The sequence below is a fragment of the Sphingobacterium sp. UDSM-2020 genome (assembly GCF_016132525.1).
Taxonomy (GTDB): Bacteria; Bacteroidota; Bacteroidia; order Sphingobacteriales; family Sphingobacteriaceae; genus Sphingobacterium; species Sphingobacterium anhuiense.
Window position 1 is genome coordinate 1,031,331 of the sequence record NZ_CP066166.1, and the last position, 23,664, is coordinate 1,054,994.

The window sequence follows — 23,664 nt, forward strand, 5'->3', positions numbered from 1 at the left end:
AAAAGCTAGCCTCGTTAAATTTAAAACTCATCATCCCAGGAAAGGAATCTCCTAAAAACAAGCTACAAAAGTGCCGATTATAAATCAAATAAGACCAATAGATAAAAGTTTTGTCTCCGAAAGATTATCAAATGGATTTAAAAGTATTTTATTCATAGTCCTTATTTAAAATTTCTTGATTAACCTTAGAAATGATCGTATTGAGTTCGCATTTCTTTTGGGTACCTATCAAAAGTCTAGACCCGCTTTTAAAGATCAATTCCAACCCATGTGATCCTTTGGTACTATAGGCTTTACCTTTTCTTCCAATGCGATACCCCCAACCTCCATAGTCGTATATAGGATTATAATCCTTTACAGAAACCTGTGCTACTTCTGACCAAGGAATAAATTTACTTTTCAATAGAAAGGGAAAGAAGTGAATCATAATTCCTTGAGAGTTTATTGTTGTTTTTAATTTAATGAACGAAAATATAATAATAATAACAGCAATAATCCAAAACCCAGGATTTACACTTAATTCTTTGAAATTACCATCTTTTATATCATTCCATTCATAATTTAAAGTCGATAATAATAAAAAGACGATCAAAATCACCATCCACCAACTCCAAAAAGACTGTTTCTCTTTAAAAACCATACTAATCATTATTTTTTAAACCCAATAACTTATCAATAAGATCATCTAACTTATTTCTTACGGTAGGATAACTCTTGCCTAATTGACTTGCCATCTCTTTCAGACTGCCTGAGTTTAATAAAAACTCAAGTACAAAATCCTGTTCCTCAAGAGTTAATTGCGTCCAAATTGGCAACATAAATTTACCGCTAACCTCAGTATTGCATGAAGAACAAGTTAATTTACTGACATCTAATTTGGTATCACAGCTAGGGCATACGTTTGGAAATTTTTTCATCTCTTCTATAAATATAAATATTATTAATAATAATATAAACTTTATAAAAGTATTATTAAACATAATTTAAAATATGAGCGATCAATAATTATTCGTAAAGTATATTAATAATTATATTTGCTGTAAATAATTATTAGATTTAAACATGAAGAAGATTATTGGATTTATTCTGACACCCATTTTTTATTTCTTTTTTGCCTTGTGCCTTTTAGTTTTTCACCCTATACAATGGTTGAGCCTAAAGTTTGGCGGATATACAGCACATAAAAAGAGTGTCGATATTCTTAATTTCTTTCTCACCTATTGCAATATTTTGCTGTTTAATACGATATCTTTTACTGATAATAAAAACATTCCAACCGGACAGCCCATTGTTTTCGTTGCAAATCATCAAAGTACATTTGATATACCGGCTATGATTTATTTTCTGCGAAGATTTCATGGAAAATTCATTTCAAAAATAGAACTAGCGAAGGGAATTCCAAGTATTTCCTTCAATTTGAAACATGGTGGGGCGGCAAATATTGACCGTAAGGACTCAAAACAGTCTATCGGTGAAATATTAAAACTTGCAAATAATATGAAGACCAAAAACTGGTCAGCTTTTATTTTCCCGGAAGGTACTCGCACTCGAGATGGTAAAATGAAGCCTTTTCATGTTGGCGGAATAGCTACATTATTAAAGAAAAATCCCAATGCACTAATTGTTCCTATCGCAATAAATGGTTCATATGAAATGACTAAAAATGGCTTATTTCCTTTTACACCCTTTGTCAAAATGAGCTGGGAAGTTTTAGATCCTATTGATAAAACTGATAAAACTTTGGAAGAAATAGTATTAGAAGCTGAACAGAAGATCCGTTTAAAAGTCAAAAATGGTTAGATTATTTAACCTGCCGACCTTTCCAATCATATTTACCAATATTACCAAGTATACCAATATACACGAGGTATATAATATGTAACGAGGAAAGAATTGGTAAATACCGCATTAACTCCTCTCTCTTTGAAAACTGAGTTAAGGGTTGTATAAATAGATATTCAACTATGATTTTAGCGATTAATACAACCAAAAAAGTAAAAAGATAGGAATAATGATAAAATAAACCTACGATAAGACAGGTAAGCATACAAAAGTTGAATAACCAAATTGTGATTCCGAGTAACACAATTGCTTTATTTTTATATTTTGTACTCTTAGAAGCCCAACGCTTCCGCTGACTTATAAATGACCTAATTGTAGGCTTAGCATCGGTGTAAACCACTGCATCCGTAGATTTACAGAATCCTATTTTATGTGGATATTTTGCAGCAACTTTATGCAAAAATAATTCATCATCACCAGATGCTAATTCATCGATACCGGCAAATCCACCCATTTCATAAAAAATATCCTTGCGATATGCCAAATTTGCTCCGTTGCAAGTTGTCGGATTTTTATTACCAATACCTGCTGCGCCTAAGCCTATTAAATATAAAAACTCAAGTGTTTGAAGTCTTTCAAAAAATGATTTCTCTTCTGAATACACTACAGGTGAAGATAAAAGATATAAGTCTTGAGTTTCAAAATAGCTAATGATTGTCATTAACCAATTTTCACCCATCCGACAATCAGCGTCAGTTGTAACAATGATCTCTCCTGTACATAAATCAATAGCCTTCGCTATAGCAAGCTTTTTATATGAATTCAATTTATTTCTCTCATTCAACTGAATTAATTGTACTCCTCTGTGCGCGTAGGACAATACAACATCACTTGTCCGATCAGTAGAGTGGTCATCGATTACAATTAATTCAAACTGTTCAGGTGGAAATTTTTGATTAAGTACAGCATCAATAGTACGTGCTATACCATTCTCTTCATTACGTGCAGCTATAATAATAGAAATACGTTTGACCGGTAAACAGTTCGATATTACAGTTGGTATTTCAAACCAACCTTTCCGCATATACAGAACCAGAGCGATATACACAATCGCCAATATTATCGTAATAAAACTAAGACTTAGAATCACCAAAAAAATTTATTTTCAAAACAAAAATAGAACCTAAAACAGCTGGAAGTATCAAATTAACGAACCAAATACAAGAAACAATTGCCATCACGGCTAGTTCTTGGTTTGTGATATAACTATAAAGATTACCTGCAACAAAACTTCTTACACTAAAATCAAAAATATCCAATGTCGGTAATGCGGCCTGCACAAAGAAAAGAATAAATATCATCAAAATCATTGCCACGAATGGTAATTCTGGTAAAATGACCAACATTAAAATAATGTACTGAGAAGTAAAAATGATAAATCTTGCCAACGATATCAATATGACAACAAGCAATTCCTTAAAAGTATACTCTTCCAAAATAGAAAAGAAAGGTTTGATACGTTCTAGAAATTTAATTCGACCAACCAATAAATCAATCCAATGCACATTAAAATAAAGTACTAAAAAACCTGTCGCATACAATATTGCTAATAACCAAATTCCAAACTCTATAGAAACCGGAGTATCCATATAAGTACATGCAAACCAAGCAATACTTAAAGCACCAGCTATACTGGTTAATACAAGTTGTGCAAATAACCCAACTCCCATTGCTATAGCACCTTTTGCTCGATTTTCAGGTTTCAAAAACAAAACACGACCTCCATATTCACCAATCCTATTTGGAGTAAAAATAGCCCATGTTAATCCACTAAATACCGATTGAAATGCACGTCCAAAAGATATTCTTTCAATTCTAATAGCCAAATATTGCCATTTTACAACTTCAAGCATCCAATTAACAAACATCAAGAACACGATTAAGCTAAATGTCAACCAGAAATAATGAGGATCTATACCTGCGATTAATGTTTCAAACTTCAGAAGATTTTTAGGATCGGATAATTGTTGATAAATATACCATCCAGCAAAAGCTAGTACCGCAATTTTTATCAATATCCCGCTATATTTTTTTTGAACCTTTGTTAGCATTTATCAATTTTGGACACAATGTTACTAAATATTAATCAAAGCTAAAGTTATTTTATGGCAATATTAGTATCCATTACATCTTCATTTTTGAATCGTTACGAAATAAAAAATGTAATATTGCACATGCAGAAGGAGAAAGCAAAAGAGAGAATTATTTTAGGTATTGACCCCGGAACAGCTGTTCTAGGTTACGGAATCATACGTGAACAAGGAAACAATATCAGTCTCATTACTATGGGAGTCGTGAAAATGGGGCATCTTGATGACCATGCTCTGAAACTCCAACGTATATTTAAAAAAACTACTGCTTTAATAGAGGAATATAAACCGGACAGTGTTGCATTAGAAGCTCCATTTTATGGAAAAAACATACAAGTAATGTTGAAATTAGGAAGAGCACAAGGTGTCGCTATGGCCGCCGCATTAAATTTTGATATTCCTATATTTGAATATGCTCCACGAAAAATAAAGCAATCAGTAACTGGAAATGGAAATGCAACCAAAGAGCAAGTAGCAGGCATGCTCAAATCATTATTAAAATTTAATGAAAGCCCTGAATTTTTAGACGCAACAGATGGATTAGCTGTTGCTGTTTGTCATTCCTTTCAAAAAAATGCGACCTCCGAAACTGGCAAAAGTTACAGTGGTTGGAGTGCATTTGTAAAAGATAATGAAAAAAGAATCAAGTAATTATAGCTGTACTTGCCTTATAACATTTTTCACATTTAATTCAACAATATCAGTCATCGATTTACACTTCAAATACTGTTCACTTGAATGAGAAATTGCATAAGCTTCACGCAATTGTTTTATATTTTCCTCTGTCGATAACTGTTGGGTTTTTGATGCGTCCCTAAGATCAGCGATCCGATGCCTTTCACTACGTACACGATGTACAATAGATGATCGCTCTTCTTGTTGATATTGAGAAACCGTTTTTTCTGTCAAATGTTCCATTGAAAGTTTCACATAAGGAAAGTTTTCTTTGAAAAATTGTGGCATGTACACTTTTGGATTGCCTTCATAAAATTGCTGGTCAAAATCAATAGCTCGAATTCTGAATTGAAAATCGTCAAAATCTGGAGTTATTTGTACGACAAAATTATAAGCGCGCATATCACCTAACAAAGTAATTATGCAACGTTCGTTAAATTTAACAAACTCCTTAGAAATACGTGTTAGATTATAATCTGGTGTATACATCCGTTGCTTGGCAAAAGTATCACCAGGGATTCCAACAATATGTTCCTCAACCAAAGTTTCATTATCGACCATATAATTTACCTGATTTGGCGATAAGATTTCCTCCAATTCTAAGCCATAAATACGAGATGCATCAGCTTGCTTAATATAAAAATAATCATAAACATCATTCAGTCGGTTTACAATACGAATTCGAAAAGGCCTTGTATTGCCAAACGCACAATACTCAACACGATCAATATACTTATGTTGCACAATACGGGTATTACCCGATGCCTTTAATTTAGCATATATTACTTTCAAACCTTCATATAAATGATCAATAAGATATGGTGGATATAATGGCGTTTCCCAAAAAGTGTCGTTACCGTATTTATCCAATACAGGTATAGTTTCAGTAAAAGATAAAAGATCCTTATACATAATAGGAAGCTTTGCATCACGTTGATATAGTCTCAAGTATTTATGTAATCCCTCTCCTACAGCAAAAATGGGTTTCTTCCTTGAAATTTTAACATCTTCTATTTCCATAAATATCTTTTTAAAATCAAATGCTAATATCAATAAAAATCTATACAAAATTTGTTACTTAAATATCACATTAACAATATGTATATAAAATTTTTACTAAATTTACATACATAAACCAACAAATCTTAGTATTTTTGAAAAATTTAAAAATTTAATCCGATACGACTATTTGGTAATAAATTATCGGTTTGGGTTAACTTAATTAATAACAGCACTTTTAATGGAAAACAACTATTCTAATTACGATTTAGACAATCTTGATATTCAGATATTATCAATTTTGATGAATGATGCGTCTATTCCTTATACAGAAATAGCAAAAAAGTTAATTGTATCTGGTGGCACTATACATGTACGCATGAAAAAAATGGAAGAACTAGGTATTATTAAAGGATCCAACTTAATTATTAATCCTCAGAAAGTTGGTTTCGATATCACTGCCTTCTTAGGGATTTACCTTGAAAAAGGATCTCAATACTCTGATGCTGTTGCTCAATTAAAAGAAATTAAAGAAGTCGTTGAATTACATTACTGCACGGGACAATATAGTATTTTTGCAAAAATAATCTGTCGCGATACAGTACACCTGCGTAAAGTATTAAATGAAGATATACAATCTGTACAAGGAATTCAGCGTACTGAGACTATTATATCTCTTGAAGAGAGTATAAAAAGACAGATTAGTTTAGTCTAGTCTAAATTATTAATCGTATAAACAAAAAAGCACAAAATATATTTTGTGCTTTTTTGTTTATACGATTTTTTCTAAAATATTAATATAATCGTCAATGCCTTTCCTAATTTCATCCAAGAAAATAAACTCATCGGCCATATGCGATCGTCCGGAGAAGCCCGGTCCTAACTTCACAGAAGGTATCCGCAACAATGCTTGATCACTCATTGTAGGAGAGCCATAAGTCTTTTTTCCAAGACTAACACCTGACAAAACAAGAGGATGATCTTCTGGAATAGAAGATGAATTTAAACGTGTTGAACGAGCATGGACATCAGATTGTACATGTAGTTTTATTATTTCTAATGTTTCTTCATTACTGTATGCATCTGTTGTTCTAACATCGACAACATAATCGCAAGTTGCGGGAACAACATTATGTTGAACACCACACTGAATCATGGTCACGGACATTTTAATGGGTCCTAATTTATTTGATTCACGCTCAAACTGGTAGGATCTAAACCATTCGATATCTGCTAATGCCTTATATAAAGCATTTTCTCCCTCATCTCGTGCAGCATGGCCTGATATGCCATGAGCAGTGCAATCTAATACCATTAGGCCCTTTTCTGCGATCGCTAAATCCATTAAAGTTGGTTCTCCTACTATAGCAAAATCTAAAGCTCCTAAATCTGAAACAATTGATTCAATTCCACATTTACCGGAGATTTCCTCTTCAGCAGTAGCTGCTAAACAAAAATTATATTTTAAATCTTTGTCTTCATAAAAATGTAGAAAAGTTGCAATCAAAGAAACCAAACATCCACCTGCATCATTACTTCCTAATCCATAAAGCTTTCCATCTACTATATCTGGAGAAAATGGATCTCTTGTATAACCAGTATTTGGTTTTACAGTGTCATGATGTGAGTTCAACAGTATCGTAGGTTTATCGGTACTATACCATTTATTATAAACCCAAATATTATTTGCTTTTCTGTAGGGAACAATTCCTTTCGCAGTAAAGAATTGTGCTATTATCGTTGCAGTTTCTTCTTCCTCTCTACTAAAAGAAGGGGTACGTATTAAAGACTTTAATAAGGCTAAACTTTCTTCAAATAACTGAACTCGATTATTCATTGTAGAGGCCTCCAGCTTTTTGTGCAGACAATTTTATTCCTTTAATAAATGCGGAACTGAAACCATGGTGTTCCATTTCATTAAGCCCTGCAATAGTACACCCCTTAGGCGAAGTTACCTTATCAATTTCACTTTCAGGATGTGATTGAGTTTGCAATAATAAATCTGCGGCACCTTTTGCTGTCTGAACAGCCATTTTAAGAGCATCATGCGCATGAAAACCAATTTCTACTCCACCCTGTGAAGCTGCTCGTATAGCTCTCAAGAAAAAAGCAATACCACAAGCACATAATGCAGTAGCAGAAGTCATTAAATCTTCGTTAATAACTACAACTGCGCCCACCGTTTCGAACATAACTTCTACATCCTTCACAATATCTGAAGGTGCATTATCAGTTGCAATACATGTCATCGACTGACCAATTGCAATTGCTGTATTTGGCATTGCCCTTACGACCAATGCATTTACACCAAGAACTTCTTTTATATCAACGCAACTTACCCCAGATACAACAGATACAAAAACCTGATTAGAACCTTGAACTATCGGAGCTATTTCTTCCAAAACTTTTCGTAATTGTTGTGGTAAAATTGCAAAGACAATAATATCGGCATCTCTAACTGCTTCGATATTACTATCTGTAACAACAAAACCATCTTCCCTTTCTTGATTTAAGGCTTTAATATTACGTCTTGTTAAAGTGATTTGATCTGCATTACAAAACTGATTTTTTACTAATCCTTTTGCAAGAGACAAACCAATATTCCCTGTTCCGATAATGGTAATTCTTTTCATGATTCAAGTTCTATTTTAAGGTCAAACAAGTGCCAAATTGGCCCTGTTGGAATAAGTGCAAATTATTGGCATGACCAATATACACATTCCGAACACCTTTTTGTATAGCATCGAATGCATTTTGCAATTTTGGTACCATTCCATCATGAATAACACCGTCTTTCTTTAACTGTAAAAATTCGTCGGCACGGATTGAATTAATTACAGACTGTTCATCATTGATATCTTTAAGTACACCATTTTTTTCAAAACAATATACCAGAGATGTATCATATAATGATGACAACCCAACAGCTAAAGCTGATGCGATAGTATCTGCATTGGTATTTAAAAGTTGTCCTAAACCATTATGAGTTATTGCAGAAAATACAGGAACAAATCCCGCTTCCAAAAATTTCTTAATAGAAGCAGTATTGACAGAATCGTGCAAAATATCCCCGACAAAGCCGTAATCAATATCTTTAACAGGTCGCTTTATTGCTTTAATTGTACCTCCATCCGCACCACTTAAACCAATAGCATCACATTGTAAAACTTGAAGCTTTGCAACAATATTTTTATTAGTTAAACCCGCGTACACCATTGTAACAACCCGCAACATTGCTTCATCTGTAATTCTTCTACCTTCCACCATCTTAGCTTCAATTCCCAAATCTGTTGCAATACGTGTCGCAATCTTTCCTCCTCCATGCACTAAGATTTTTTTGCCAGGCAAAGCCGCAAATTTTTCCAAAAATGAGTCTAACAATACTTCATCATCGATAATATTGCCACCAATTTTTATAATATTAAGGCCACTATTTGACATCTTTCTCTCTAAATCTTCCAAAATAATTTATTTACAGACCTATTTATTTTTTTCTAAGCTTTCAAGCATACGTTTTAAAACAACCTGTGCAGCCCATACACGATTACCAGCTTCCTTAATGACTAAAGAATTAGGCCCATCAAGTACCTCTGCGGATAATTCTAAATCACGTCTTACTGGTAAGCAATGCATAACCTTTGCGTCATTTGTTAACGCTAATTTCTCATTATCAATTAACCAATTTTCAGTAACTGGATATACTTCACCATATTCCTCATAAGAAGACCAATTCTTTACATAAACAAAATCTGCATTTTTGAGACTCTGATCTAGATCATTTGAAATCTTCGCACCCTCAGTAAACTCTTCAGACAATTGATATCCCTCTGGATGTACTATAGTGAAATCAACCAGGCCTTCAACCTGCGCTTGACACATCCACTCTGAAAAAGAATTTGGTACCGCTTGTGGCAAAGCTTTTACATGTGGTGCCCACGCTAAAACAACCTTTGGTTTTTCTGTGACTTTATATTCACTTATTGTTATAATATCAGTTAAACTCTGTAAAGGATGGCGGGTTGCACTTTCCAAAGACACAACTGGAACACCACAATATTCGATAAACTTATTAAATAAATCTTCAGAGTAATCCTCATCCCTATTTTTCAATTTAGGAAAAGAACGTAAGCCCAAAATATCACAATACTCACCCATTACCGCTGCGGCCTCACGGATATGTTCAACAGTAGTTCCGTTCATTACGACACCATCTTGAGTCTCCAATGCCCAGCCATCTTTATCCATATTCATAACCATGACATTCATTCCTAAATTCATAGCTGCTTTTTGAGTACTTAAACGTGTGCGCAAACTTGGGTTTAAAAATACCAGACCCAATGTTTTGTATTTGCCCAAACTTTCCAAAGTGTTAGGATTAGCTTTCAACTCCATTGCTTCTCTAACTATTTCAGAAACACTAGCAACATCTTTAACTGAAAAAAACTTTTTCATATATTTATCTTATTCAAAAAACTAACCTTCCAAAATTTCTGTAAAAGCCGTTAAAAATTGATCGGCCATTTCTTTTGTTGTATTTAATGCGGGCAATAAGCGTATTACAGTAGGCTTTGCTTCACCTGTAAATATTCTATGCTTTTCCAACAGATCTTTCCTTACATGCGCTAATTCACTAGGTAAATCAATACCTATCATCAGCCCTCTTCCTCTTACTTCAGAAATTTGATCAAACTTGCGTAATTCTTCAATTAAATAAGATCCAACAGTCGCTGCATTTTGAATTAAACTATCCTGTTGAATAACTTCTAAGACAGCAACAGCGGCTGCACAAGCCAAATGATTTCCGCCAAAAGTAGTTCCCAGCATACCGTATGTTGCCACAAATTTTGGAGCGATGCTAATTGCACCGATAGGAAAACCATTACCCATACCTTTTGCCATAGTATAAATATCAGCTTCTATCCCAGCATAATCATGAGAATAAAACAAACCAGAACGGCCATAACCACACTGTACTGAATCAGCGATAAATACAGAAGCATACTGGTCGCAGAGTTTGCGTATCAGACGAAGAAATGAAACAGACGCTTCCCTTATGCCACCAACACCCTGTATACCCTCAATAATCACCGATGAAATTTCCTCGCCATAATTTTTGAAAGCATTAGATAAAGCATCTTCATCATTAAAAGGTAAGAAAATGACGTTATCAGTCTCATTGACAGGAGCAATAATACTTGGATTATCAGTACAAGCTACTGCCAAAGATGTACGACCGTGAAATGCCTTTGAAAAAGCAATCACTTTTTTTCTTGAATTATAAAAAGAAGCCAACTTTAACGCATTTTCATTTGCCTCTGCACCTGAATTACATAAAAACAAATGATAATCCTCTTTCCCAGAAACTTTACCTAATAATCGAGCTAATTCACGCTGAATAGGAATCTCCACAGAATTCGAATAAAATCCAATTTGATTTAATTGTTCTGTGATACGTTGAACATAATGTGGATGCGTATGACCAATTGAAATCACAGCATGACCACCATATAAATCCAAGTAAGGATTTTCTTCGGCATCCCACACCGTTGAGCCCTGTGCTCTTACAATATTGATTGGATTAATGGGATAAACGTTAAATAAGTCCATTGATAATGAATAAATAATTAAATGAGAAACATAAGTCCGATATGCATTGCAAATATAGCTAAGTCTTCCTAAAAATCCGTTAAAAATAAAAAAGCCTATCATTTTCATGATAGGCTTTATATCTAAAAAAGTTAAAGAACTAGTCTTTGTTTTCTTCTTCTGTAGACGCAGTAACATCCGTTTCAGCTGGAGCTTCTTCAGTAGTATCAGCTTTCTTCTTAGAAGTACCACGACGACGAGTTGCTTTTTTCTCAGTAGCAGCTTTAGCACCGTAAATTTCATTATAGTCTACCAATTCGATGAATGCCATTTCAGCATTATCACCTAAACGATTTTCCATTTTGATAATACGTGTATAACCACCTGGACGATTAGCTACTTTTTCCGAAATTTCACGGAACAAGATAGTAACAGCCTCTTTATCTTTTAAGTAAGCGAAAACAGTACGACGAGAGTGAGTCGTATCGTTTTTAGATTTAGTAATCAAAGGCTCAACATATTTACGTAACGCTTTTGCTTTTGCTAAAGTTGTTGTAATACGTTTATGTTTTACTAATGACGTTGCCATGTTAGCTAACATTGCCTTTCTATGGCTGTCAGTACGACCTAAGTGATTTACTTTTTTTCCGTGTCTCATTTTTAATTTAATTTTAATGTATATACCGTCTCTTCACAGAGGGAATTATATACAAGCCGCTTATTAATATATTAATCTTCGTCTAACTTATATTTAGACAAGTTCATTCCAAATGATAAACCTTTCGATTTAACCAATTCTTGGATTTCGCTTAATGATTTTTTACCGAAGTTTCTAAATTTCAACATATCTGCTACGTCATAAGTAACTAATTCAGATAGTGAGCGAATATCAGCAGCTTTCAAACAGTTCAATGCGCGAACTGATAGATCTAAGTCAACTAATTCCATTTTCAAAATTTTACGCATATGTAAAATTTCTTCATCAACAACTTTAGTTTCCTCTTTAGTCTGAGACTCAAGAAGCATATTCTCATCAGAGAATAAGATAAAGTGTTGAATTAAGATTTTAGCAGCTTCTTTTAAAGCTTCTTCTGGATGAATCGAACCATCTGTAGAAATATCTAACAACAATTTCTCGTAGTCAGTTTTTTGTTCTACACGGTAGTTCTCAATGGTAAATTTAACATTCTTAATCGGAGTAAAGATCGAATCAATCGCGATTAATCCTACAGGACCATCAACGACTTTATTCTCATCAGCATTTACATAACCACGACCTTTAGCTACGCTCAATTCTACTTCAATTGTAACCGAGCTATCCATGTTACAGATAACCAAATCAGGATTTAATACTGTAAAGTTGTTTGAGAATTTTGTGATATCACCAGCTGAGAATTGCTCTTGACCATTGATTACTACAAATATCTTTTCGCTATCACCTTGATCACCAGTTTTTTGAAAACGAACTTGTTTCAAATTCAAAATGATCTCCGTAACGTCTTCAACTACACCTTTGATAGTTGAAAATTCGTGCGAAACGCCTGAAAACCTTATCGACGTAATTGCATATCCTTCTAATGAGGACAATAAAATACGGCGCAAAGCATTACCAATGGTTACACCAAAACCAGGCTCCAATGGACGAAATTCGAACGTACCATCAAAATCTGTAGATTTTTGCATGATAACTTTATCCGGTCTTTGAAATGCTAAAATTGCCATTTATTTCTTTTTAAAGTTTTTGTAATAATACTTGCAATACAATAGAATATGCATAATCCATAATGGACTATGCATATTGCTACTTTATTTATTATTTAGAGTATAACTCTACGATTAAGTTCTCTTTGATATTCTCAGGAATGTCAGATCTCTCAGGAAAACTTAAGAAAGTTCCTGTAAGTTCTTTAGCATTCCACTCCAACCATGAGTATTTGTTGATGATTCTACCAGCAACTGAATCAGTGATTGTTTCAAGAGTTTGAGAACGCTCACGAACAGCGATTACATCACCTGGACGTAAGCTATATGATGGAATGTTAACTAATTCTCCGTTAACAGTAATGTGTTTGTGCGATACTAACTGACGTGCAGCAGAACGAGTAGGGGCAATACCTAAACGGTATACCGTGTTATCTAAACGAGCTTCTAATAATTTCAAGAAGATCTCCCCTGTAATACCTTGTTTTGAGGCAGCTTTAACAAACAAATTAGCGAATTGACGCTCTAACACCCCGTAAGTGTATTTTGCTTTTTGCTTTTCTAACAACTGAATAGCGTATTCAGATTGTTTACCTCTGCGTTTAGATGCTCCATGTTGTCCAGGAGGATAATTCTTTTTTTCTAACGCTTTATCTGGGCCGAAAATCGGCTCTCTAAATTTACGGGCAATTTTGGACTTAGGTCCTGTATATCTAGCCATTTTTTTTCTCTTAAAGTATCTATTAGCCTTTAGCTAATGAATCTTATCTTTAACCTAATTAAACTCTTCTACGTTTTGGAGGACGACAACCGTTGTGAGGAAGTGGTGTGATATCTTTGATAGTAGTCACATCGATTCCAACAGTTTGTAATGTTCTGATAGCCGACTCACGTCCAGCACCAGGTCCTTTTACGAATACTTCTACTTTGCGTAGACCTAAATCGTATGCAACTTTTCCACAGTCATTTGCTGCTTGTCCTGCCGCGTACGGTGTATTCTTTTTAGACCCTCTAAAACCCATTTTCCCAGCACTTGACCAAGAAATAGTTTGACCTTGATTATTAGTCAAAGTTACAATGATATTATTAAACGTAGCATTGATGTGTGCTTGACCAACAGGCTCAATAACAACAATACGTTTTTTTGCAGCTTTTTTAGTTTTAGCCATTTCTTAATTTTTATTTAGTAGCCTTTTTCTTGTTTGCAACTGTTTTACGTTTACCCTTACGAGTACGAGAGTTGTTTTTAGTGCGTTGACCACGAACTGGTAAATGCTTACGGTGACGTAATCCACGGTAACAACCGATATCCATTAAACGTTTAATGTTTAATTGAATTTCAGAACGTAAAGCACCTTCCACTTTAATCTCATCAGAAATCAAAGTACGAATTGCTGCTAACTGATCATCATTCCAATCTTGAACTTTAATGTCATGACTGATTTCCGCCTTATCTAAGATAAGCTCTGCTGTTGTACGACCGATACCAAAAATGTAGGTAAGGCCGATAACACCCCTTTTGTTTTTAGGTAAGTCAATACCTGCTATCCTTGCCATATATGTTTAGCGATTATTTTTAAATAATTAACCCTGACGTTGTTTGTACTTAGGGTTCTTTTTGTTGATTACAAAAACTTTTCCTTTGCGACGAATGATCTTACAATCAGCGCTACGTTTTTTTATTGATGCTCTTACTTTCATGATTTTAATATTTTCAAAAGCTTGCACTATCAGACTACCAATCCGTTATTTATAACGGTATGTGATACGTCCTTTAGTCAAATCATAAGGAGACATTTCTAGTTTAACTTTATCCCCAGGCAAAATTTTGATATAGTGCATACGCATTTTACCAGAAATATGAGCAATGATTTCATGCCCATTTTCCAATTCCACCCTAAACATAGCATTAGAAAGTGCCTCTCTAATTATTCCATCTTGTTCAATTGAGGCTTGTTTAGCCATATATTCTTGATTATTATTTTGTTAAATAGCCTGCAAACAGGAGTGCAAAGATATATAAAATAATTGAAAATCAACTATTTTTCACCTAAAACTTTCTCTACATGTTCAAATGTCAACAGCACATCGGGTTCACCTTTTCGAATAGCGACCATTTGCTCGAAGTGCGCCGACAGTTTACCATCAACAGTACTTACTGTCCATCCGTCATCCCAAAACTTCACGCCTGCCTTTCCTGCGTTGATCATTGGTTCAATACAAATAACTAAACCAGACTCTAGCTTAGCACCAGCACCACGTTTACCGTAGTTTGGCACCTCAGGTTTTTCATGTAAATGAAAACCGACACCATGTCCAACTAATTCTCGTACAATACCAAAACCATATTTAGAAACATGTTCCTGTATAGCTGCACCGATATCTCCAACACGTTTTCCAGCTACAGCTTGCTCTATGCCTTTGTACATAGATTCTTTTGTTACATCAAGTAACAGCTGCGCTCCTTCAGTAACATTACCCACACCAAAAGTGTAGGCTGAATCACTAATAAAACCGTTTAGATTTACGCCACCGTCAACAGAAACAAGATCTCCATCTTTGATTATATAATCACTTGGAAATCCATGAACGATCTGATCGTTAACAGAAATACAAAGTGAGTATGGAAATCCATGATAATTAAGGAACGCAGGCGTACCACCATTATCATGGATAAACTCGTAAGCTAACTTATCAAGAGATAAGGTGGTGATACCAGGTTTAATAACCTTAGCAACTTCACCAAGCAATTGCGAAAGTACATTTGCAGACAAACGCACTTGCTCTATTTCTTCCTCTGATTTATAATATACTTTAGACATCTAAAGAATTTAAATTGCCGACTGATCTACACCCTCAACTGACGCAGGAGTTCTTCCTTTTATACGTCCAGTTTTCATTAATCCGTCATAGTGACGCATCAATAAGTGGCTTTCAATTTGTTGCAAAGTATCCAACACAACACCTACCAAAATCAATAAGGACGTACCTCCGTAGAAATGCGCAAATTGATTATTAATACCGAATAAACTTGCAATAGCAGGTAATATAGCAATAATCGCAAGGAAAATTGCTCCCGGGAATGTGATATTTGAAATCACACGATCAATAAAGTTACTTGTTTCTAGACCTGGTTTGATACCTGGAACAAATCCACCATTTTTCTTCATATCATCAGACATCTGCTGAGGATTAACCATAATTGCTGTATAGAAAAATGTAAATGCTATAATCAAAACAGCAAAAGTTACATTATAAGCAACAGATGTATAGTTACTCAACGATGTTAAGAAATCAGACTGAAGATTAGGGAAAAATTGACCCAAACTCATTGGCACAAACATAATCGCTTGCGCGAAAATGATTGGCATTACACCAGCAGCATTAACCTTTAATGGTATATACTGTCTTACTCCACCCACTTGTTTGTTTCCAACAATCTTCTTTGCATATTGAACAGGAATCTTACGAACTCCTTGTACAATTAAAATTGTAAATACAACGACAAAGAACAAAGCTAAAAACTCCAATAATAATGGAATTGGTCCACCACCACCTTTACTCATACGTGATACCCACTCCGCAGTAATACCACTTGGCAATTGTGCGATAATACCAGTCATAATGATCAAGGAAATACCATTACCAATACCTTTATCAGTAATCTTTTCTCCTAGCCACATTACAAACAAAGTACCCGCTGTCAAAACTATTGCAGTAAGAATAGTGAACATAGGATCTGCTAATGTTTTCGCAGCAGGCTCAATTTGAGTTCTAACATACGCAAACGCTTGAAGCAAAGTAATCGCTAACGTTAGATAGCGCGTAATTTGATTCATTTTAGTACGACCACTTTCACCCTCTTTCTGCATTTTTTGGAAATAAGGAACCGCGATGCCCAGTAACTGAACAACAATGGATGCCGAGATATAAGGCATTACACCCAATGCAAAGATAGCTGAGCGAGAGAATGACCCCCCTGCAAACATATCTAGCAACCCAAGTAATCCTTCTTTTTGACCGGAAGCCAAAGCTTGAGGATTAACTCCAGGTAATACAATATGACATCCAATACGGTAAATCAGAAGAAATAGCAACGTATTCAAAATACGTGTACGTAAATCGTCTATTTTCCAAATATTGGTTAAGGTTGTGATTAGTTTCTTCATTTATTAAAGTTTAACAATAGAACCGCCTGCTGCTTCAATAGCTGCTTGAGCAGAAGCCGAGAACGCATGTGCTGTAACTTCAACTTTTGCTTTCAACTCACCACGACCCAAGATCTTAACTTTATCTTTCTTAGCTACTAATCCATGAGCAACTAATTCTTCCAAAGTTACAATAGTCAAATTATGCTTCTCAACTAATTCTTGCAAAGCATCTAAGTTTACACCATTATACTCTACGCGGTTTAAGTTTTTGAAACCAAATTTAGGCACACGACGTTGCAAAGGCATTTGACCACCTTCAAAACCGATCTTTGTACTATGACCTGAACGAGAACCTGCTCCTTTGTGACCACGTGTAGAAGTACCACCGCGACCAGAACCTGTACCACGACCAATACGTTTACGATTTTTTACGGAACCTTTTGCAGGTCTTAAATTACTTAAGTTCATTTTAAAACTAAATTGTGTTAGGCCTTCGCTTTCACTAAACAGGTCCTAACTATTAAAAAATTGATTGATAGCAAGTAATGGAAAAGACCCTAAAGCCCTTTCCATATGCTAATATTAAATAGTGCTGATTGCTACTAAGTGATTCACTTTTCTCACCATACCAATAATAGCAGGTGTAGCTTCAACTTCTACTGAGTGATTGATTCTTTTCAATCCTAATGCCTCAATAGTTTTCTTTTGGCGCTCGCTTCTGTCGATAACGCTCTTTATCTGGGTGATTTTAATTTTTGCCATGATAATTAACCGTTAAATACTTTGTTTAAATCGACACCGCGGTGCTGTGCTACTGTGTACGCATCACGCATATTAGCTAAAGCGTCAATAGTTGCCTTTACCACGTTGTGTGGGTTAGATGAACCTAATGACTTTGCTAATACGTCTTTAATACCTGCAGATTCTAATACGGCACGCATTGCACCACCTGCTAAAACTCCTGTACCTGCGATTGCTGGTTTAATCAAAACTGAACCACCTGAATATTTACCATATTGAGCGTGAGGAACAGTACCTTTGATAATAGGAACTTTAACTAAGTTTTTCTTAGCGTCATCAATTCCTTTCGTAATTGCTTCAGTAACCTCTTTCGCTTTACCTAAACCGAAACCAACGATGCCGTTTTCATCACCTACAACCACGATTGCAGAGAAACTGAAAGTACGACCACCTTTAGTAACTTTAGCTACACGCTGGATACTTACTAAGCGATCTTTTAATTCAATCTCGCTTGATTTTACTCTTTTTATATTGCTTAATGCCATTTCTTCTATGATTAAAAGTCTAAACCGCCTTCGCGAGCACCTTCAGCCAAAGATTTGATACGGCCATGGTATAAGTACCCATTACGGTCAAAAACTACTTTACTAATTCCAGCTGCAACTGCTTTTTCTGCAACCAATTTACCTACTGCTTTTGACTGCTCAACTTTGTTGCCTGAAGCAGCAAAATCTTTTGAAGTGCTAGAAGCTGACACTAATGTCTTTCCTGCAACATCATCAATAATCTGAGCGTAGATACCTTTATTACTTCTAAAAACTGACAAGCGTGGACGCTCTGTTGATCCAGCCAGGTGTTTTCTGATTCCTTTTTTGATTCTCTCTCTACGAGATGCTTTATGTCCTGCCATGGTTATTATTTTTTAGCTGATTTACCTGCTTTTCTTCTTAATACTTCACCTACAAACTTAATACCTTTACCTTTGTATGGCTCTGGTTTACGGAAACCGCGGATTTTCGCTGCAATTTGACCGATTAATTGTTTGTCGATAGATTCTAAAGTGATAGTAGGATTTTTACCTTTATCTGCAGTAGTTGTTGCTGTAATTTCCTTTGGCAACATAAATACAATCTGGTGAGAGAAACCTAAAGTTAACTCTAATACATTACCAGTACATGCTGCACGGTAACCTACACCGACTAATTCTTGAGTAGTTTTGTATCCTTCAGTTACACCGACAACCATGTTGCTCAATAGAGAACGGTATAATCCGTGTAATGCTTTGTGTCTTTTTTGATCTGTAGCACGAGTTACAACGATGTTACCATCTTCTTGAGCAACTGTAATGTCACGATCAACTTGTTGTGTTAATTCACCTTTAGGGCCCTTTACCGTAACTAAATTCTTGTCAGATACAGTCACCGTTACACCAGCAGGTATAGCGATAGGCGCTTTTCCAATTCTTGACATTTCTTTGTGATTTTCCTAGATTAATAAACGTAACATAAAACTTCACCGCCAACATTTTGTAAGCGAGCTTCTTTGTCTGTCATAACTCCTTTAGAAGTTGACAAAACAGCGATACCCAAACCATTCAAAACACGAGGCATAGTCTCAACACTTGCATACTTTCTTAAACCAGGTTTACTCACACGTGTCAACGTACGAATAGCCGAGATCTTGCTAATAGGATTGTATTTCAAAGCAATTTTAATTGTGCCTTGAACTCCAGTCTCTTCAAATTTGTAATTAGCAATGTAACCTTTATCAAAAAGAACTTTAGTAATTTCTTTTTTAAGGTTCGATGCAGGAATTTCAACAACCCTGTGGTTGGCCTTAATGGCATTCCTTACTCGTGTAAGGTAATCCGCTATTGGATCTGTATTCATTATATATAAAATTGTGACAACGGTTTCCTTCCCAACCTTTGGGACAGACCTTTTATCGATTAATAAATTTTAACGTAAAAAACCCTAGCAAATCTTATATAAGATTTGCTGGGGCAAAATTACTTATTTTTTTGATATTACCAAGAAGCTTTTTTAACCCCCGGGATCTTACCGTCTAACGCCATCTCACGGAATGTAACACGAGAGATACCGAATTGACGCATATATCCTTTAGGACGTCCTGTTAATTTACAACGGTTGTGTAAACGAACTGGAGAAGCATTCTTAGGTAATTTATCTAATGCAGCATAATCACCAGCAGCTTTTAACGCAGCACGTTTGTCAGCAAATTTAGCTACTAATTTAGCGCGTTTTACTTCGCGAGCTTTTAATCCTTCCTTAGCCATTGTTATTAGTATTTTGATTTTTAAATGGTAAACCGAATTGTTTCAACAATTCTAAAGCCTCAACATCGTTTCCTGCGCTAGTCACGAAAGTGATGTCCATACCTTGAATTTTGTTGATTTTATCAATGTTGATCTCAGGGAAAATGATTTGCTCAGTAATACCTAAGTTGTAGTTACCTCTACCGTCGAAACCTTTATCATTGATACCACGGAAGTCACGAATACGTGGAAGTGATACAGCGATTAAACGATCTAAGAACTCATACATGTTGTTATCACGCAAAGTAACACGTGCACCAACAGGCATACCTTTACGTAATTTAAAGTTTGAGATATCTTTTTTCGATTTAGTTGCAACAGCTTGTTGACCAGTAATTAATGTTAACTCTGAAAGAGCATTATCAATTAATTTCTTATCTGAAGTAGCAGCACCTACACCTTGTGAAACAACGATTTTCTCAAGCTTAGGAACCTGCATAACACTTTTATACTGGAATTTTTCTTTAAGTGCAGTACGGATTTCCTCCGCATATTTCACTTTTAATCTTGGTACGTAAGTCATTATTTAATTTCCTCCCCTGATTTTTTTGCTACACGAACAATTTTACCATCTTCGTTAACTTTACGACCTACACGTGTAGGAGCTCCTGTTTTAGGATCAATGAAAGCTAAGTTAGAAATATGGATAGCTGCTTCTTTTTCAATAATACCACCATTAGGATTAGCCGCACTTGGTTTAGTGTGTTTTTTGATGATATTAGCGCCTTCTACAACAGCTCTATTAGCATCCACTAAAACTTGCAATACTTTTCCTTGAACACCTTTAGAGTTACCAGCGATAACTTTCACTAAATCACCTTTTTTGATCTTGATTTTGTGTGTAGTTGTTGTTGTTTTTTTGTATGCCATAATTATAAAACCTCCGGTGCTAGTGATACAATTTTCATGAACTGTTTCTCACGTAATTCTCTAGCAACTGGGCCAAAGATACGTGTACCACGTGGTTCATCATTATTATTTAATAATACTGCAGCATTGTCATCAAAACGAATATAAGAACCATCTTTACGACGAATTTCTTTTTTAGTTCTAACAACTACAGCTTTAGAAACAGTACCTTTTTTTACGTTTCCTGAAGGTAAAGCGCTTTTGATGGTAACAACAATTTTATCACCTATCGAAGCATAACGCTTACCTGTGCCACCTAACACACGGATTACTAAAACTTCTTTAGCTCCGCTGTTATCAGCAACATTTAGTCTTGATTCCTGTTGTACCATGTTATTTAGCTCTTTCTAATATTTCTACTAATCTCCAATTCTTAGTCTTACTCAGCGGACGAGTTTCCATAATTAATACCGTATCGCCGATACCACAGGTATTAGTTTCGTCATGAGCAGTAAATTTAGTAGTTTTTTTAACGAATTTACCATAGATAGGGTGTTTCACTTTACGCTCAACCTTTACTACGATAGATTTCTCCATTTTATTGCTAACTACTAAGCCGATTCTTGTTTTTCTTAATTGTCTTTCCATTTCGACTTTAATTTATGCCTCAGAGGCTGTTTCTTTTTTAGCTGCAGCTTTACGAGCAGTCAACTCCGTACTAAGACGAGCGATTTCTCTACGAGCCGTTTTGATTACATTAGGGTTCTCAATTGCAGAAACAGCATGTGCAAATTTCAATTTGCTAAGGGCAGCTTTCTCTTGTACTAAACGAGCAGCTAGATCCTCTGTTGATAATTCTAAAATTTCTGAATTTTTCATTTTATTTCAGTTGTTATATTGGGTTATCATTAGTTTATATATAGCCTTAGGAGTAACGGTCCTAAGGCTAAAAAAATGATATTACCAACGATTTATGCTTCTACGTAATCTCTACGTATAACAAACTTAGTTTGAACCGGAAGTTTCTGAGCAGCAAGGCGTAAAGCTTCTTTAGCAATTTCTAAAGATACTCCTTCTGCTTCAAATAACATACGGCCTGGGCGGACTACGGCAACCCAGTATTCTGGAGCTCCCTTACCTTTACCCATACGTACCTCTGCAGGTTTTTTAGTAACAGGTTTATCAGGGAAGATACGGATCCAAACTTGACCTTCACGTTTCATGTAACGTGTCACTGCAATACGAGCTGCCTCGATTTGACGGCTTGTGATCCATGCTTCCTCCAATGATTTGATACCGAATGAACCGAAAGCTAACTCTGCTCCACGAGAAGCGTTACCTTTCATACGTCCTTTCTGCATCTTTCTGAACTTTGTTCTTTTTGGCTGTAACATGTTCGTTATCTATTTTAATCCCGCCAGAGACGGGATATATTAAAATCTTATTATTAATTAATCTCTTTTTGCACCACGGTTGTTTCCACCACGATTATTGTTTCCACCACGACGGTCACCACCACGACCACCTTTACGGTTGTCACGGCGATCAGCACCACCTTCGTTTCCACCACGCGTTTTCACACCAGAAGCTTGACCAATGTTTGGAGATAAGTCACGTTTACCGTAAACCTCACCTTTACAGATCCAAACTTTGATACCGATTTTACCGTAAGTAGTTAATGCTTCAGCTAATGCATAGTCGATATCAGCACGTAATGTATGTAAAGGAGTTCTTCCTTCTTTGTATTGCTCAGAACGTGCCATTTCAGCACCACCTAAACGACCAGAACACATTACTTTGATACCTTCAGCACCCATACGCATTGTCGAAGCAATTGTAGTTTTCATTGCACGACGGAATGAAATACGAGCCTCTAATTGCTTAGCGATACCTTCAGCTACTAATTTTGCATCTAACTCAGGACGTTTGATCTCGAAAATGTTAATTTGAACATCTTTCTTAGTGATTTTCTTTAACTCTTCTTTAATCTTATCAACTTCCTGACCACCTTTACCGATAACGATACCAGGTCTTGCTGTATGAATAGTTACTGTGATACGTTTTAAAGTTCTTTCAATAACAACTTTTGCTACACCACCTTTTGCTATACGAACAGAAAGATATTTTCTAATCTTTTCGTCTTCTACTAATTTATCGGCATAGTTTTTTCCTCCGAACCAATTAGAATCCCAACCTCTGATGATTCCTAATCTGCTACCTATTGGATTTGCTTTTTGTCCCATTTCTCAATAAATTAGTTTTGTTCAACGTTAGATTTACTGTCAACGATCAAAGTAACATGGTTCGAACGTTTACGAATTCTGTAACCGCGACCTTGAGGAGCTGGACGTAATCTTTTCAATTGACGACCACCTGCTACTGATACTTCTTTAACGTATAATTGACTATCTTCAACTGATTTACCTTCGTTTTTAGCTTCCCAGTTTTTAATTGCAGATAATAATAATTTCTCTACACGGATTGCTGCTTCCTTGCTTGTATGCTTCAAAATATATAAAGCATTCTCTACTTTCTCGCCACGAATTAAGTCCACTACTAAACGCATCTTACGAGGTGAAGTAGGGCAATTTAATAATTTGGCAGTAGAAGCTCCTCCTATTTGAGCTTTCTCTTGCTCTTTGCGCTGTTTTATTAAAACAGACTTTTTAAGTTTTTTTGTTGCTTCCATTACCTA

The 23,664-nt window shown here is 35.4% G+C and carries 37 protein-coding genes; 3 read left to right on the top strand and 34 right to left on the bottom strand.

What is annotated here, in order from left to right:
* Window positions 1-148: 148 nt before the first annotated feature.
* Both JAZ75_RS04350 and JAZ75_RS04355 read right to left on the bottom strand, forming a co-directional pair.
* Window positions 149-640, bottom strand: a complete 492-nt coding sequence (locus JAZ75_RS04350; RefSeq protein WP_208700406.1) for a hypothetical protein — start codon at window positions 638-640, stop codon at window positions 149-151.
* 1 nt (window position 641) lies between these two features.
* Entirely contained in the window at window positions 642-980 is a 339-nt protein-coding gene (locus JAZ75_RS04355) for a DUF2089 family protein (RefSeq protein WP_232789355.1), read from the bottom strand.
* A gap of 82 nt (window positions 981-1,062) precedes the next feature.
* Here JAZ75_RS04355 and JAZ75_RS04360 point away from each other — a divergent pair, with 82 nt between their 5' ends.
* The gene (locus tag JAZ75_RS04360; protein ID WP_208700408.1) at window positions 1,063-1,800 is read left to right on the top strand and encodes a lysophospholipid acyltransferase family protein; all 738 of its coding nucleotides are present in this window, start codon (window positions 1,063-1,065) and stop codon (window positions 1,798-1,800) included.
* A gap of 1 nt (window position 1,801) precedes the next feature.
* Here JAZ75_RS04360 and JAZ75_RS04365 read toward each other — a convergent pair whose 3' ends face one another.
* Window positions 1,802-2,890, bottom strand: coding sequence for a glycosyltransferase family 2 protein (locus JAZ75_RS04365; RefSeq protein WP_311732302.1), 1,089 nt, complete (start codon window positions 2,888-2,890; stop codon window positions 1,802-1,804).
* Window positions 2,891-2,915: 25 nt separating this feature from the next.
* A complete protein-coding gene (locus JAZ75_RS04370; protein ID WP_132843585.1) occupies window positions 2,916-3,893 on the bottom strand; it encodes a lysylphosphatidylglycerol synthase domain-containing protein in 978 nt (325 codons plus the stop codon).
* 123 nt (window positions 3,894-4,016) lie between these two features.
* On the opposite strand from JAZ75_RS04370, the gene ruvC reads away from it, so the two are divergent.
* Window positions 4,017-4,583, top strand: coding sequence for a crossover junction endodeoxyribonuclease RuvC (gene ruvC / locus JAZ75_RS04375; protein ID WP_132771796.1), 567 nt, complete (start codon window positions 4,017-4,019; stop codon window positions 4,581-4,583).
* Here the strand turns inward: ruvC and JAZ75_RS04380 are convergent, their stop codons facing one another.
* On the bottom strand, window positions 4,584-5,627 hold the full coding sequence (locus JAZ75_RS04380; protein WP_208700410.1) for a hypothetical protein: 1,044 nt from the start codon (window positions 5,625-5,627) through the stop codon (window positions 4,584-4,586).
* Between the two features lie 220 nt (window positions 5,628-5,847).
* Here JAZ75_RS04380 and JAZ75_RS04385 point away from each other — a divergent pair, with 220 nt between their 5' ends.
* Window positions 5,848-6,321, top strand: a complete 474-nt coding sequence (locus JAZ75_RS04385; protein ID WP_021189698.1) for an Lrp/AsnC ligand binding domain-containing protein — start codon at window positions 5,848-5,850, stop codon at window positions 6,319-6,321.
* 57 nt (window positions 6,322-6,378) lie between these two features.
* Here the strand turns inward: JAZ75_RS04385 and JAZ75_RS04390 are convergent, their stop codons facing one another.
* The 29 genes from JAZ75_RS04390 to rplV all read right to left on the bottom strand — a co-directional run bounded on the left by JAZ75_RS04390 (window position 6,379) and on the right by rplV (window position 23,658).
* Complete coding sequence (locus JAZ75_RS04390) at window positions 6,379-7,443, bottom strand: M20 family metallo-hydrolase (protein ID WP_208700412.1); 1,065 nt, start codon at window positions 7,441-7,443, stop codon at window positions 6,379-6,381.
* Window positions 7,436-8,239: a pyrroline-5-carboxylate reductase gene (gene proC / locus JAZ75_RS04395; RefSeq protein ID WP_021190952.1), complete on the bottom strand. Its 804-nt coding sequence runs from the start codon at window positions 8,237-8,239 to the stop codon at window positions 7,436-7,438. The genes JAZ75_RS04390 and proC overlap by 8 nt, the downstream gene beginning before the upstream one ends.
* Before the next feature lie 10 nt (window positions 8,240-8,249).
* On the bottom strand, window positions 8,250-9,047 hold the full coding sequence (gene argB, locus JAZ75_RS04400) for an acetylglutamate kinase (protein ID WP_208702354.1): 798 nt from the start codon (window positions 9,045-9,047) through the stop codon (window positions 8,250-8,252).
* 39 nt (window positions 9,048-9,086) lie between these two features.
* Entirely contained in the window at window positions 9,087-10,058 is a 972-nt protein-coding gene (locus tag JAZ75_RS04405) for an acetylornithine carbamoyltransferase (protein WP_208700414.1), read from the bottom strand.
* Between the two features lie 21 nt (window positions 10,059-10,079).
* On the bottom strand, window positions 10,080-11,213 hold the full coding sequence (locus tag JAZ75_RS04410) for an aspartate aminotransferase family protein (protein ID WP_208700415.1): 1,134 nt from the start codon (window positions 11,211-11,213) through the stop codon (window positions 10,080-10,082).
* Window positions 11,214-11,352: 139 nt separating this feature from the next.
* Window positions 11,353-11,850 (bottom strand): 50S ribosomal protein L17, encoded by a 498-nt coding sequence (gene rplQ / locus JAZ75_RS04415; RefSeq protein WP_132843578.1) that lies wholly within the window; start codon window positions 11,848-11,850, stop codon window positions 11,353-11,355.
* 71 nt (window positions 11,851-11,921) lie between these two features.
* The gene (locus tag JAZ75_RS04420) at window positions 11,922-12,914 is read right to left on the bottom strand and encodes a DNA-directed RNA polymerase subunit alpha (protein WP_108159147.1); all 993 of its coding nucleotides are present in this window, start codon (window positions 12,912-12,914) and stop codon (window positions 11,922-11,924) included.
* Window positions 12,915-13,005: 91 nt separating this feature from the next.
* Entirely contained in the window at window positions 13,006-13,614 is a 609-nt protein-coding gene (gene rpsD, locus JAZ75_RS04425) for a 30S ribosomal protein S4 (protein ID WP_021190947.1), read from the bottom strand.
* Window positions 13,615-13,672: 58 nt separating this feature from the next.
* Window positions 13,673-14,062, bottom strand: coding sequence for a 30S ribosomal protein S11 (rpsK, locus tag JAZ75_RS04430; protein ID WP_021190946.1), 390 nt, complete (start codon window positions 14,060-14,062; stop codon window positions 13,673-13,675).
* A 10-nt stretch (window positions 14,063-14,072) separates the two neighbouring features.
* A complete protein-coding gene (rpsM, locus tag JAZ75_RS04435) occupies window positions 14,073-14,450 on the bottom strand; it encodes a 30S ribosomal protein S13 (RefSeq protein WP_132771534.1) in 378 nt (125 codons plus the stop codon).
* A gap of 27 nt (window positions 14,451-14,477) precedes the next feature.
* Entirely contained in the window at window positions 14,478-14,594 is a 117-nt protein-coding gene (rpmJ, locus tag JAZ75_RS04440; protein ID WP_038702005.1) for a 50S ribosomal protein L36, read from the bottom strand.
* 45 nt (window positions 14,595-14,639) lie between these two features.
* Entirely contained in the window at window positions 14,640-14,858 is a 219-nt protein-coding gene (infA, locus tag JAZ75_RS04445) for a translation initiation factor IF-1 (protein ID WP_002997456.1), read from the bottom strand.
* A gap of 74 nt (window positions 14,859-14,932) precedes the next feature.
* A complete protein-coding gene (gene map, locus JAZ75_RS04450) occupies window positions 14,933-15,715 on the bottom strand; it encodes a type I methionyl aminopeptidase (RefSeq protein ID WP_208700416.1) in 783 nt (260 codons plus the stop codon).
* Window positions 15,716-15,724: 9 nt separating this feature from the next.
* The gene (gene secY, locus JAZ75_RS04455) at window positions 15,725-17,062 is read right to left on the bottom strand and encodes a preprotein translocase subunit SecY (RefSeq protein WP_038695510.1); all 1,338 of its coding nucleotides are present in this window, start codon (window positions 17,060-17,062) and stop codon (window positions 15,725-15,727) included.
* Window positions 17,063-17,065: 3 nt separating this feature from the next.
* Entirely contained in the window at window positions 17,066-17,512 is a 447-nt protein-coding gene (gene rplO / locus JAZ75_RS04460; protein WP_132771536.1) for a 50S ribosomal protein L15, read from the bottom strand.
* 114 nt (window positions 17,513-17,626) lie between these two features.
* The gene (rpmD, locus tag JAZ75_RS04465; protein ID WP_021190941.1) at window positions 17,627-17,806 is read right to left on the bottom strand and encodes a 50S ribosomal protein L30; all 180 of its coding nucleotides are present in this window, start codon (window positions 17,804-17,806) and stop codon (window positions 17,627-17,629) included.
* A 5-nt stretch (window positions 17,807-17,811) separates the two neighbouring features.
* Window positions 17,812-18,330: a 30S ribosomal protein S5 gene (gene rpsE / locus JAZ75_RS04470; RefSeq protein ID WP_132771537.1), complete on the bottom strand. Its 519-nt coding sequence runs from the start codon at window positions 18,328-18,330 to the stop codon at window positions 17,812-17,814.
* Between the two features lie 11 nt (window positions 18,331-18,341).
* Window positions 18,342-18,704 carry a 50S ribosomal protein L18 gene (gene rplR / locus JAZ75_RS04475; RefSeq protein ID WP_183916730.1) on the bottom strand — a complete coding sequence of 121 codons (363 nt, stop codon included), beginning with the start codon at window positions 18,702-18,704 and terminating at the stop codon, window positions 18,342-18,344.
* Window positions 18,701-19,255 (bottom strand): 50S ribosomal protein L6, encoded by a 555-nt coding sequence (rplF, locus tag JAZ75_RS04480; RefSeq protein WP_021190939.1) that lies wholly within the window; start codon window positions 19,253-19,255, stop codon window positions 18,701-18,703. Before rplF ends, rplR begins: the two co-directional genes overlap by 4 nt.
* A gap of 20 nt (window positions 19,256-19,275) precedes the next feature.
* Window positions 19,276-19,677 carry a 30S ribosomal protein S8 gene (gene rpsH / locus JAZ75_RS04485; RefSeq protein WP_232789439.1) on the bottom strand — a complete coding sequence of 134 codons (402 nt, stop codon included), beginning with the start codon at window positions 19,675-19,677 and terminating at the stop codon, window positions 19,276-19,278.
* Window positions 19,678-19,811: 134 nt separating this feature from the next.
* Complete coding sequence (gene rpsN, locus JAZ75_RS04490; protein ID WP_021190937.1) at window positions 19,812-20,081, bottom strand: 30S ribosomal protein S14; 270 nt, start codon at window positions 20,079-20,081, stop codon at window positions 19,812-19,814.
* Window positions 20,074-20,643, bottom strand: a complete 570-nt coding sequence (gene rplE / locus JAZ75_RS04495) for a 50S ribosomal protein L5 (protein WP_132771539.1) — start codon at window positions 20,641-20,643, stop codon at window positions 20,074-20,076. The genes rpsN and rplE overlap by 8 nt, the downstream gene beginning before the upstream one ends.
* Window positions 20,643-20,990 carry a 50S ribosomal protein L24 gene (gene rplX, locus JAZ75_RS04500; protein WP_132771540.1) on the bottom strand — a complete coding sequence of 116 codons (348 nt, stop codon included), beginning with the start codon at window positions 20,988-20,990 and terminating at the stop codon, window positions 20,643-20,645. The genes rplE and rplX overlap by 1 nt, the downstream gene beginning before the upstream one ends.
* A 2-nt stretch (window positions 20,991-20,992) precedes the next feature.
* The gene (gene rplN, locus JAZ75_RS04505) at window positions 20,993-21,361 is read right to left on the bottom strand and encodes a 50S ribosomal protein L14 (RefSeq protein ID WP_021189647.1); all 369 of its coding nucleotides are present in this window, start codon (window positions 21,359-21,361) and stop codon (window positions 20,993-20,995) included.
* Window position 21,362: 1 nt separating this feature from the next.
* Window positions 21,363-21,617 carry a 30S ribosomal protein S17 gene (rpsQ, locus tag JAZ75_RS04510; protein WP_021189648.1) on the bottom strand — a complete coding sequence of 85 codons (255 nt, stop codon included), beginning with the start codon at window positions 21,615-21,617 and terminating at the stop codon, window positions 21,363-21,365.
* Between the two features lie 12 nt (window positions 21,618-21,629).
* A complete protein-coding gene (gene rpmC, locus JAZ75_RS04515; protein WP_021189649.1) occupies window positions 21,630-21,848 on the bottom strand; it encodes a 50S ribosomal protein L29 in 219 nt (72 codons plus the stop codon).
* A 92-nt stretch (window positions 21,849-21,940) separates the two neighbouring features.
* Entirely contained in the window at window positions 21,941-22,363 is a 423-nt protein-coding gene (rplP, locus tag JAZ75_RS04520) for a 50S ribosomal protein L16 (protein ID WP_021189650.1), read from the bottom strand.
* 57 nt (window positions 22,364-22,420) lie between these two features.
* Complete coding sequence (gene rpsC / locus JAZ75_RS04525; RefSeq protein ID WP_021189651.1) at window positions 22,421-23,212, bottom strand: 30S ribosomal protein S3; 792 nt, start codon at window positions 23,210-23,212, stop codon at window positions 22,421-22,423.
* An 11-nt stretch (window positions 23,213-23,223) separates the two neighbouring features.
* Window positions 23,224-23,658: a 50S ribosomal protein L22 gene (gene rplV, locus JAZ75_RS04530; protein ID WP_021189652.1), complete on the bottom strand. Its 435-nt coding sequence runs from the start codon at window positions 23,656-23,658 to the stop codon at window positions 23,224-23,226.
* Between the last annotated feature and the right edge of the window lie 6 nt (window positions 23,659-23,664).